The organism is Mycobacterium shunyiense, assembly GCF_058270075.1.
In genome coordinates this window covers 88,559-99,735 of the sequence record NZ_JBZDPU010000025.1, presented here as the reverse complement: position 1 = coordinate 99,735, position 11,177 = coordinate 88,559, and the positions used below count along the sequence as shown (strand labels likewise).

At 66.5% G+C, this 11,177-nt stretch carries 9 protein-coding genes; 2 read left to right on the top strand and 7 right to left on the bottom strand.

Annotated elements, in window-relative coordinates; all coding sequences use genetic code 11:
* Positions 1 to 65: 65 nt before the first annotated feature.
* The 4 genes from AC4ELH_RS26545 to AC4ELH_RS26530 form a co-directional block, all read right to left on the bottom strand.
* Entirely contained in the window at positions 66 to 869 is an 804-nt protein-coding gene (locus tag AC4ELH_RS26545) for a slipin family protein (protein WP_003882178.1), read from the bottom strand.
* Positions 866 to 1,492 carry a hypothetical protein gene (locus tag AC4ELH_RS26540; protein ID WP_003882177.1) on the bottom strand — a complete coding sequence of 209 codons (627 nt, stop codon included), beginning with the start codon at positions 1,490 to 1,492 and terminating at the stop codon, positions 866 to 868. Before AC4ELH_RS26540 ends, AC4ELH_RS26545 begins: the two co-directional genes overlap by 4 nt.
* The gene (locus tag AC4ELH_RS26535; RefSeq protein WP_448448513.1) at positions 1,489 to 3,789 is read right to left on the bottom strand and encodes a nitric-oxide reductase large subunit; all 2,301 of its coding nucleotides are present in this window, start codon (positions 3,787 to 3,789) and stop codon (positions 1,489 to 1,491) included. The genes AC4ELH_RS26540 and AC4ELH_RS26535 overlap by 4 nt, the downstream gene beginning before the upstream one ends.
* A 129-nt stretch (positions 3,790 to 3,918) precedes the next feature.
* Positions 3,919 to 5,934 (bottom strand): FAD-dependent oxidoreductase, encoded by a 2,016-nt coding sequence (locus AC4ELH_RS26530; protein ID WP_498887705.1) that lies wholly within the window; start codon positions 5,932 to 5,934, stop codon positions 3,919 to 3,921.
* Positions 5,935 to 6,196: 262 nt separating this feature from the next.
* Between AC4ELH_RS26530 and fdxA the strand changes: the two genes are divergently transcribed.
* Positions 6,197 to 6,520 carry a ferredoxin gene (gene fdxA / locus AC4ELH_RS26525; RefSeq protein ID WP_003882174.1) on the top strand — a complete coding sequence of 108 codons (324 nt, stop codon included), beginning with the start codon at positions 6,197 to 6,199 and terminating at the stop codon, positions 6,518 to 6,520.
* 29 nt (positions 6,521 to 6,549) lie between these two features.
* Positions 6,550 to 7,650: a succinyldiaminopimelate transaminase gene (dapC, locus tag AC4ELH_RS26520; protein ID WP_463793952.1), complete on the top strand. Its 1,101-nt coding sequence runs from the start codon at positions 6,550 to 6,552 to the stop codon at positions 7,648 to 7,650.
* 72 nt (positions 7,651 to 7,722) lie between these two features.
* On the opposite strand, the gene AC4ELH_RS26515 is transcribed toward dapC, so the two are convergent.
* The 3 genes from AC4ELH_RS26515 to AC4ELH_RS26505 are packed head-to-tail and all read right to left on the bottom strand — an operon-like array spanning position 7,723 to position 11,063.
* Positions 7,723 to 8,352 carry a response regulator gene (locus tag AC4ELH_RS26515; protein WP_498887703.1) on the bottom strand — a complete coding sequence of 210 codons (630 nt, stop codon included), beginning with the start codon at positions 8,350 to 8,352 and terminating at the stop codon, positions 7,723 to 7,725.
* Complete coding sequence (locus tag AC4ELH_RS26510; protein WP_498887701.1) at positions 8,349 to 9,557, bottom strand: sensor histidine kinase; 1,209 nt, start codon at positions 9,555 to 9,557, stop codon at positions 8,349 to 8,351. Before AC4ELH_RS26510 ends, AC4ELH_RS26515 begins: the two co-directional genes overlap by 4 nt.
* A gap of 9 nt (positions 9,558 to 9,566) precedes the next feature.
* Complete coding sequence (locus AC4ELH_RS26505; protein ID WP_498887699.1) at positions 9,567 to 11,063, bottom strand: carotenoid oxygenase family protein; 1,497 nt, start codon at positions 11,061 to 11,063, stop codon at positions 9,567 to 9,569.
* Positions 11,064 to 11,177 lie beyond the last annotated feature (114 nt).

Below are 11,177 nucleotides of genomic sequence, written 5' to 3'. Positions count from 1 at the left end.
GCAACTGAAAACGCGACACACCCCAAGTCTGGACCGCCACATCCAAAATGTTTGTCAGACACGCCCTAGTCCCGGTGTCTGGCCAGACCATTGGCCAGCGCCTCACCAAGACTGGCGGGGTTCTTCAAGAACGGCGTGATGATGTCGACCGGCAGTGGGAACACCACCGTCGAATTCTGGTCCGCACCAAGCTCAAGCAGTGTCTGCAGATACCTGAGCTGCAGCGAGGCCGGGTTCTTCGACAGCGTCTCGGCGGCCTGACGCAGCTCGTCGGAGGCCTGCAGTTCGCCGCGCGCGTTGATCACCTTGGCACGGCGCTCACGTTCGGCCTCAGCCTCACGGGCCATCGCCCGCTGCATCGATTCGGGGATCTCCACATCTTTGATCTCGACCACGCGGACCTCGACACCCCAGCGGGCGCTCTGGGTTTCGATGATGCCGCGCAGGTCGACGTTGAGATCCTCGCGGTGCGCCAGCAGCGTGTCCAGATCGGCCCGGCCCAGCAGTGACCGCAGCGTGGTCTGCGCGATCTGCGACGTGGCCACCGCGTAGTTCTCCACGGCCATAATCGCTTTCAGCGGATCGGTGACTTGGAACATCACGACGGCGTTGACCCGGGCCGGCACATTGTCGCGGGTGATCACTTCCTGCGGCGGGATGGTCAGCGTCACCACCCGCTGATCGACCCGAACCATCCGATCGGCCAGTGGCAGCAGGACCACCAGTCCGGGCCCGTACAGCGGGCGGGCCCGGCCCATCCGGAACACCACGCCCCGCTCGTACTCGCGCAGCACCTTCAGCGAGAAGTACGCGAACGCCACCAATACGATCAGCCCCGCCGCGGCGAGCAAGAACCACAATCCGGTCACTGGGTCTCCTTCCTGTCGGCCCAGCCGCCGCCCCACTTCGTCGTGAACCGGTCGACGCTGACGGCCGTGATGTCCTGTTCACCGGTGCGGTGCGGGAGATGGTCGGGAGCGTTGGCCGGGCTGGCCCAAAGGTGGCGCGCCAGTGGCACACCGGCGGCGACGATGGCCGTCGCCGTCACCACCAGGACGACCACATCACCGGCACCGTGCTGCCCGATCGCCATCGCCGCGACCATGACCAGCGCCAATCCGGCCACCGCGCAGGCGATCCCGCGGTGAAACTGTCCGGCCTCCGAGTACGGCCACGGATCGACCTCCCGACTGATCTCGCGGCCGTGATCGGAGCTGGTGCAAGTGGACTTCACCGGGCAGCTGTTGCACACCGACGGCTTCGCCCGGTACCTCATCACCCGGTTGGCCGGGTCGAAGGACGTGGGCCACAACCACTGGTCCTGCGGGCACATCCAGGCGTCGTGATCGGCGTGATAGGTGAATTGCCCAGTGCGCCAACGCGCCGCGCGCATCGAGGCGCGCCGCGCCATCATGTCGAATCCCCAGGCCACCGCGACCAGTGCCAGGGCGTACCCCGCCATCAGCCACACCGCGGTGCTCGGAGGGCTCATCGCGCCTCCGGCACGGGCGTCGGGCTGACCTCGGTGTACAGCGGATTCTCGGGCATCTCGTCGGTGGTCGGGCCGGACTTGAAGTGCCGCACCGCCTGCAGGGCGATCCAGACGAACGGGACTACTCCGCCGATGATGAAGATCAGATCACCGGGCAACCGGAGCCACTCCAGCACCGCGTTACCGGGCTGGGTGATGTAGCCCAGCGAGCGCGCCTCGAAGTAGCCCTCGTTGACCGAGTGATACAGCTGCAGTACACCCAACGGCAACAGGCTGGCGAACACCATCCAGGCCAGGCCGATGTTGAGGCACCAGAACGATACTCGCGCCCATTTCTCCGGCCACTTGTCGGCCGGAATCACATACCGGAACGCGAACATGGCCAGCCCTACGGCGAGCATTCCGTACACACCCATCATCGCGGCGTGAGCGTGATTGGCGGTCAGCGCGGTGCCGATCTGGTAGTAGGACACGATCGGCAGGTTGATCAGGAAGCCGAAGATGCCGGCGCCCACGAAGTTCCAGAAGCCGACTGCCACGAGGAACATCACTGCCCAGCGGTGCGGGAAAGGTTTGGCATCTCCGGTGGTCTGTCTGGACCCCAATTGGAGGAAGGCCCATGCCTCCACGGTGAGGAACGTCAACGGGATCACCTCGGCTGCGGAGAAGAACGCGCCAAGGGCCATGTGTTCCACCGGAGTTCCGGAGAAATACAGGTGATGCATGGTGCCGATGACGCCGCCTGCCGAATACAGGATCACGTCGAGGAAGATCACCCCGAGCGCGATGCGCTGACTGACCACCCCGAGCATGACGAAGATGTAGGCCACCATCACCGTGGTGAACAGTTCGAGGAAATCCTCGACCCACAGGTGCACCACCCAGAAGCGCCAGAAGTCGGCCACTGTCAGGTGGGTGTCGCTGCCGGCGAGCAGGCCCACCGCGTAGAACATCGGAATCGCCAGGCCCGAGAAGAAGAACACCCATGGCATGTTCAACTTGGACTCGGTTTTGAGCCGGGCCCGCATGCCGCGCCAGATGATCGCAATCCACAGGAACATGCCGACGATCAACAGGATCTGCCACAGCCGCGGGAGATCCAGGTACTCCCATTGCTGCGAGAACAGTGAACCCGACGGGACGATCCCGTAGATCGACAGCGCCTCGGTGATCAGTGAGCCGACGACGACGATCACCACCGCACCGAGCAAGCCGTAGGACAGCCAGTGCTGCCGTCGCGGCTCACGCCGGGAGATGAACGGGGTCAAGAAGATTCCACCCGCCAGGAACGCCGCGGCGGTCCACAGCAGGGCTAGCTGCAGATGCCAGGTGCGGGCCAGGTTGTAGGGCAGGATGGCGGCAAGGTCGAGCCCGAAGAAGTTCGAAAGGTCGGCCCGGTAGTGCTGTACGGCGCCGCCGAGCAGGGCCTGGGCCAAGAACAGCAGCGACACGATGGCGAAGAACCAGATGGTCGACCGCTGTGCGCGCGTCAGCGGAACTTCGCCAGGCTGGCGGAATGACAGCATCGGGGCTTCGGCACTGTGCCAACCGATCTTCTGACTCCACCGCCCGTAGACGGCAAACATGATGCCGGTCCCGCCGAGCAGCATGATCAACGAGAGCGTCGACCAGACGATGAGCTGTGCGGTGGGGCCGTTGTCGACGCGGGGTTCGCTGGGCCAGTTGTTGGTGTAGCTGTAGTTGTGGCCGGGCCGGTCAGCGGCCGACGCCCATGCGGTCCAGGCGAAGAACGCGGTCAGGTCGTGAATCTCGGCAGGGTCGGTGATGAGCCGGGGGAGCAGCCCGTGTTTGGTGGAGTCCTCCCCGAAGAATTCGGCATAGTGCTGCGTGATCCGGTCGAAGGCCTCGGCCTGTCGGTCGGTGAACACCAGGGTTCGGGTCTCGGGGTTGAAGCGGTTGGTCCGGAACTCGGTGACGACGGTGTCGTGGGTGTCGGCCATACCCCCGTCCCGCAGCTGGGTGGCGACATCTTCGGTTGCCCGGCGCAGGTAATCAGCGGTGTAGTCGGGGCCGAGGTAGGCACCGTGACCGACGATCGACCCGTACTCCTGCAGGCCGCGTGACTGGAAGAGCTCCTGGCCCCGGGTGATCTCCTCGCCGGTGAACACCACCTGCCCGGATTCGGTGACCACCTTGTCGGGCATCGGCATCGATGCCGTGTAGGTGCGGTAGGCCAGCAGCCCCATGACGAAGAAGCCGAAGATCATCACCAGGGCGACGCCCTGAACCCAGCCCTTGCCGATCAGTGGTTGGCTGGTGGACTCCTTGACGGCCATGCGCTTGCTCCCCCCACCACATGGGTGCGGGCGGCATCTGAACCCGCACGTGCGGAATCTTCGACGGGGTCAAAAATACCGACGGGGCAGCGTCATTGCGGGCTTTTCGGAAAGTTCGCGCAGCGCAGCCTAGAGTGCCGCGGCCAATTCGGTGCCCTGTTTGATTGCTCGTTTCGCATCGAGTTCGGCTGCCACAGCAGCGCCTCCGATGATGTGGGGTTCGATGCCGTTGCGCCGAAGGTCCGCTTCGAGATCACGCACCGATTCCTGTCCGGCGCAGATCACCACGTTGTCGACCGGGAGCACGCGTCGGTCCCGGTGTTCGGAGCCAAAGCTGATGTGCAGACCCTCATCGTCGATGAGTTCGTAGTTCACTCCGGAAAGCTGATGCACCCCTTTGGCTTTCAGTGATGCTCGATGAACCCACCCGCTGGTCTTGCCGAGGTTGCGGCCCTGTGGGCCCTTGGTGCGCTGCAGCAGATACACCTCGCGCACGGCGGGAGCGGGCAGGGGAGTGGTGAGCGCGCCACGGGCTTCCTGGGGGTCTGCCACACCCCACTCGGCCTTCCACTCCTTGAGGTTCAGGGTGGGAGAAGCATCGGTGGTCAGGAATTCGCTCACGTCAAAGCCGATTCCGCCGGCGCCGATCACCGCTACCGACTTGCCCACGGGCGCACCGGTGATGGCCTGGGCGTAGGTGAGCACTTTCGGATGGTCGATCCCTGGAATGGCGGGAAGGCGCGGTGTGACCCCGCTTGCGAGCACCACATCGTCGAAGCCGGCCAGGTCGTCGGCTCCGGCGCGAACTCCCAACCGCTCGTCGACCTCGAGCTTGTCGAGCATCGTCGTGTAGTACCGGATGGTCTCGTTGAACTCTTCCTTGCCGGGAATCCTTCTGGCCAGGTCGAATTGGCCGCCGATGGCCGACCCCGCCTCGAACAGCGTGACCCGGTGACCGCGCTGGGCGGCGTTGACCGCGGTCGACAACCCGGCTGGGCCGGCGCCTACGACGGCCACCGAACGGGCCCGACGCGTCGGGCTGAGCACCAATGTCGTCTCCCGCCCGGCCCTCGGGTTGAGCAGGCACGAAACCTTCTTGTGCACAAAGGCATGGTCGAGGCAGGCCTGATTGCACGCGATGCAGGTGTTGATCTCGTCGGCCCGCTCCTCGGCGGCCTTGAGCACCCAGTCCGGATCGCTGAGCAGGGGCCGCGCCATCGAGATCAGCTGGACGTGGGTGTCGGCCAGGATCTGCTCGGCACTCTGCGGCATGTTGATCCGGTTGGACGCCACCACCGGGATGGAGACGTGCTCGGCCACCGCACTGCTGATGTCGGCGAAGGCGCTGTTGGGCACCGAGGTGACGATCGTGGGTACCCGCGCCTCGTGCCAGCCGAAGCCCGAGTTCAGGATCGTCGCGCCGGCCGCCTCGACTTCGGTTGCCAGCGCGACGATTTCCTCCCAGGTCTGACCGTCCTCGACATAGTCGGCCATCGAGAGGCGGTAGCAGATGATGAAGTCGGAGCCGACCGCCTCGCGCACCCGTCGCACGATCTCGACCGGGAAGCGACGGCGCTTCTCCGGGGTGCCGCCCCACGCGTCGGTGCGCTTGTTGGTGCGCGGTGCCAGGAACTGGTTGAGCAGATAGCCCTCGCTGCCCATGATCTCGACGCCGTCATAACCCGCTTCGCGGGCGAGCAGCGCGCAGCGGACGAAATCGTCGATGGTGCCCTTGACGTCCCGCAAAGCGCGCGGCCGGAACGGGTTGATGGGGGCCTTGATCGACGATGCGCTCACCGAAAGTGGGTGATACGCATAGCGTCCGGCGTGCAGGATCTGCAGCAGGATCTTGCCGTCGGCATCGTGGACGGCACCGGTGATCCGGCGGTGGCGTCGCGCTTCGGCGGAGGACACCAGTTGTGAGGCGAACGGCAGCAGCCAGCCGGTCTTGTTGGGGGCGTAGCCGCCGGTGATGATCAGCCCGACGCCACCGCGGGCCCGCTCGGCGAAGTATTCGGCGAGCTTCGCGGTGTCGCCGGCGCGGTCCTCGAGGCCGGTGTGCATCGAGCCCATCACGACCCGGTTGCGCAGGGTGGTGAAGCCGAGGTCCAACGGCGACAAGAGATGCGGATAGGTCAACCCCATGTCCGCAGGGTAGGTGGGACCGACGGTCCTATGCAACTAATTGACTGATCTGGGTTGGGCAAAAGGAATCGGTCGGGCGGCTAGGCGAGCTGTATCTGCGACGGCTAGTATCAGTTACCACGCGCCACCCATAACTGGGTGACGCGTGAAGTTAGGACACACTGAGACGCGCGTCCAAGTATCGGCAACGCATACTGTGACGTCGAACTCAACAGAGTCCCGACCACCGAGCCCAGCAGCCCACTGGACAGGAGAGACATCAGTGACGTACGTCATTGCCGAACCCTGCGTCGACGTCAAAGACAAGGCATGTATCGAAGAGTGCCCGGTCGATTGCATCTACGAGGGTGCCCGCATGCTGTACATCCACCCCGACGAGTGTGTGGATTGCGGCGCGTGCGAACCGGTCTGCCCGGTCGAGGCCATCTACTACGAAGACGATGTGCCGGACCAGTGGAGCAGCTACGCGCAGGCCAACGCTGACTTCTTCTCCGAGCTGGGTTCGCCCGGCGGCGCGTCCAAGGTCGGCCAGACCGACAACGATCCGCAGGTGATCAAGGACCTGCCGGCCAAGGCCGAGGACTGAGCACGGTCGAATCCGGCTTCGAGACTGACGTGGTGCGACAGCGTCGTTCGGCGGCATTGCCAGAGTTTCCGTGGGACACCCTGGCGGACGTCACTGCTCTGGCCCGCTCGCACCCCGACGGAATCGTCGACCTTTCGGTAGGCACTCCGGTAGATCCGGTGGCACCGGTCATCCGGGAGGCGCTGGCCGCCGCCAGTTCGGCTCCCGGCTATCCGACGACGGCCGGGACACCGGCGCTGCGAGCCTCGGCCGCGGCGGCACTGCGACGCCGGTACGGCATCACCGACCTGGCGCCGGATGCGGTGCTGCCGGTGATCGGCACCAAGGAGCTGATCGCCTGGCTGCCGACGCTGCTGGCGATCGGCCCCGGCGATGCCGTCGTCGTCCCGGAGCTGGCCTACCCGACTTACGAGGTCGGTGCCCTGCTGGCCGGGGCGCAGGTGCTGCGTGCCGATTCGCTCACCCAGCTGGGTCCGCAACGTCCCGCGCTGATCTACCTGAACTCGCCGAGCAACCCCACCGGGAAGGTGCTCCCGGCCGACCACCTCCGCAAGGTGGTGACCTGGGCCCGCGACCGTGGGGTGCTCATCGCTTCCGACGAGTGCTACCTGGGCCTGAGCTGGGAAGCCGAGCCGCTCAGTGTCCTGCATCCATCGGTCTGCGACGGTGACCACACCGGGCTGCTCGCGGTGCACTCGCTGTCCAAGACCTCCTCGCTCGCCGGCTACCGTGCCGGGTTCGTCGCCGGTGACCCGGCTGTCGTCGCCGAACTGCTCGCGGTCCGCAAGCACGCCGGGATGATGGTGCCGACGGCGGTGCAGGCCGCGATGGTCGCCGCCCTCGACGACGACGAGCACGAAGCCGTGCAACGCGAGCGATACGCGCAACGCCGGGCGCTGCTGCTACCCGCACTGCAGGCGGCCGGATTCACCATCGAGCATTCCGAGGCGGGCCTGTACCTGTGGGCCACTCGCGGCGAGCCCTGCCGCGACACCGTCAAGTGGCTGGCCGAGCGCGGCATCCTCGTGGCGCCGGGCGAGTTCTACGGTCCGGCCGGAGCTCAGTACGTGCGGGTCGCACTGACCGCGACCGACGAGCGCATCGCCGCTGCGGTCGCACGCCTCTCCTAACCGCCGAGCAGACGCAAACTCATCAGTTTTCCGCTGAAAATGTGCGAGTTTGCGTCTGCTCGCGGGAGAAAGTCAGCCCAGCAGGCCCAGCGACATCGCTTTGGTGACGGCCGCCGTGCGGTCGGACACCCCGAGTTTGTGGAACGCCCGTAGCAGATGCGTCTTCACGGTGGCCTCGCTGATGTGTAATGCGCGGCCGATATCGGCGTTGGTGGCACCTGTGGCCACCAAGGCCAGCGCCTCGGCCTCCCGCACCGACAGTGTCACCGCGGGCGTCCGGACCGCGTTCACCAATCGGTCTGCGACGCCGGGGGCCAGCACCGTCTTGCCGCGCGCGGCGTCGCGCACTGCACGGGCCAACTCGGCGCGGGACGCATCCTTGAGCAGATAGCCCGTCGCGCCGGCCTCGACAGCGCGAAGGATGTCGGTGTCACTTTCGTAGGTGGTGACCACGACGATGTGGATCGAAGGATCGGCAGCCAGAATCTGGGCAGTGGCGGTGACGCCGTCGATTCCGGGCATCCGCAGATCCATCAAGATGACATCGGGGCGCAGCGCACCGGCCAACCCGATCGCCTCGGCGCCGGAACCGGCCTCACCGATCACCGTCAGGTCGTCCTCGGCGTCGATCATGCCGCGCAGCCCCTCGCGGACCACCGGGTGATCGTCGACCAGCAGGACCTTGGTCGCAGTCCCGGTCATGCCGGCACCGCCACGATCACCCGCACGCCGCCACCGTCGGGGACCGACAGCGTCAGGGTGCCGCCGACCTGATCCAGCCGGGCCTGCATACCGCGCAGTCCGAAACCGTCGACGTGGTCGGGCTGCAGGCCGATACCGTTGTCGGACAGGGAAAGTCGTACCCCGTGCGGTACGGGCTCAAGGTGGACCCGGAGTTCACTGGCCTGCGAATGCCGGCGCACGTTCGTCATCGCCTCCTGCGCGCTGCGCAACAACACCACATCGGCGGCCATGCCAAGCGAGGGTAGGTCGTCGTCGATGTGTATGTCGACGGCGATGCCGGTCTCGGCGGCCAATCGCTCGCACTGGCGGCGCAGGGCAGCAGGCAGGGAGCCCTCCTCCAACGCGGCCGGGGTCAGTCTGGTGACCATCGTGCGGGCCTCGGCCAAGTTGTCGCGCGCGGTGTTGCGGATCAACTCCACATGCCGGGCGGCGGCGGCCGGGTCTGCGTCGCTCTCCGCCTGCACCGCCTGGGCGAGCGCCACGATGCTGGTGAATCCCTGGGCCAGGGTGTCGTGGATCTCCCGGGCCAGCCGCTCCCGTTCGGCGGCCACGCCGGCCTCCCGTGACAGGCGGGCGGCTTCGGCCCGGCTGGCCGCCAACTCGGCGACCGTCTCCGCCAACTTCTGTCGCTGGCGCATGGTGGTCATGATGGTGGTACCGATGATCGGGGCGGCAACCGCACCGACGAGGGTCACCGCGGCCACCGGCGGCAGGCTCGGCCACCCCAGCCCGTGGATGGCCACGGCGAGGCCCAACGGTGCCAGGGTGACCAGGAAAGTCAGCGTCAACGCCGCCGTCAGCGGCAACGTGGCGAAGATCAGCGGGAAGAGCGCCGGAATTGCCGCGACGGCCGGCGCCGCGGCCAGCAGCGCGAGCAGCCAGAGGCCGATCATCACTGCCAGGAACGCCGCCGTCCGTGCGCTCACCGGGCCGGTGATCGGATCCGCATCGTGAATCACGCTGCGTCCGAACACCAGAACGACGACGACCATCGCGGCGAGTGCGCCGCACGCCACTCCTACGTTGCCGCCGAGGGTGTGTCGCAGCAGCACCACCGCGACGACCGCCGCGACGCACAACCCGCAGACGTAGGTCTCCCACATCCAATGCCAGTCCGACGGTTCCCGCAGGACTGCTGTAGTGGACGGACCGGTTTCGGTCATCTGCCGATGTTAACGGCCGCCGCCGCCTTCGGTGGCCACCCAGTTTCCGTGGAATCCGTGTGGGACCCTGACCGGAATGTGCACGGTGGCAACGGGTGCCAGACTCTGCCCGTCGAGCAACACCAGATCGCTACGGTTCTCGGCTCGGTCGTAGACGAATCCCATCACCACGCCGTCGTTCTCGTCGGCATCCGGTCCGGACGGGACGAAGACGAATTCGCCGGGTTCGCGCCCGGGCCCGAAGTCGACCCGGTCGGTGGTTCCCTCTCGCAGGTCGTGGCGCAGGATGGCGCCGGCCGGCGCGTCCGGTTCCGGGGGCAGGCTGACGGTGTAGCCGTATCGGTGCTGCCGCCCGACCGTGCGGTCGTCGATGCGGGGGAATTCCTGGGTCTCGTCGTGGAGTCGCTGCTCGCGCACCTTTCCGGTGCGAAGGTCAACGGTCCAGCGGTCCAACGTGATCGAGTCGGTGAACAGCCGGTCGCCGGTTGTGAACACCGCAGGATGTCGGACGACGTCGAGCACGATCTGTTCGCCGTCGGGTCCGGTCTGGTCGTACCCGTTGAGGGTGTGGAACACATAGCACGGCGGAATGTCGAACCACCGGATGTCGGCGGCTGATCCCTCGCGGGGCATCACCCCGATACGAGCACCGTGCTCCGGTGACCACCGGTACGGCATCGCCGTCGTCGGCAGCGCGGCGCGTTCGGATCCGCGCATGGCGGCGCGCAGGACGAAGTCCGGTGCCGCGTGCCGGGCCGCGAATCCGGTCAGCAACCGTGCGGCGGCACGCGCCGGGGCACTCTTGACCATCGTCGTCAGATCGAGCAGCACCGGCAGGTCGTAGAGCACCACATACTTCTCGGTCAGGGTGAAGTCGTGCATCATCGTCTGGGCGCGTAAGGCGATGTCGACTGTGCGCCGGACCCTTCCGTCCACCCCGGTGACGGTGTAGCTCACCAGGTTGCCGCGCAACGGGTTGTACGAGACGGCATGCAGTTCACCGGTTTTCGGATCATGCTTCGGGTGTGCGGTGAATCCGCCGAACAATGTGCCGCAGAAGTCGGACGGACCTACCGTGTCGAGCTCCTCGGTGAGTTCGTAGGGTCGCACGCCGGCCTCGGTGACCACCAACGTCCGGCCGGCATGGCCGATGATGTTGGTGTTCGAGGGGAAGTCGAACCCACCGGCGTGCGCGCCGCCGGCCCATTTTTCGCCGAGCTGGCGCGCGACCGAACTCGACCTGATCCAGCGATTCCGGTACCAGGTCGCGCTGCCGTCGCGCAGCCGGATCCCGTGCGCCATGCCGTCGCCCAGAAACCAGTGGTGGCGTTCCGGATCGGGAGCGCGCAGCGGGTTGGGCCCGGTGCGCAGGTAGCGCCCGTCGAGGTAGTCCGGAATGTTCCCCGTGACCGTCAGGTCGGTGACCGTGACCTCGTCATGTACCGGGGCGTAGTTCCCGCTCAGATACGGATGTTCGTATGTGTGCTGAACCGTTTCGGTCGTCATACCCCTACGGTGCCGCTTCGCCCGCGTCCGCGCGACGCCTTCGCGGCTGATTCGTATGTCAACCGAACGATGGACAGGGGCCCACATTTCTGGCGAGCAGACGCGGCGGTACCC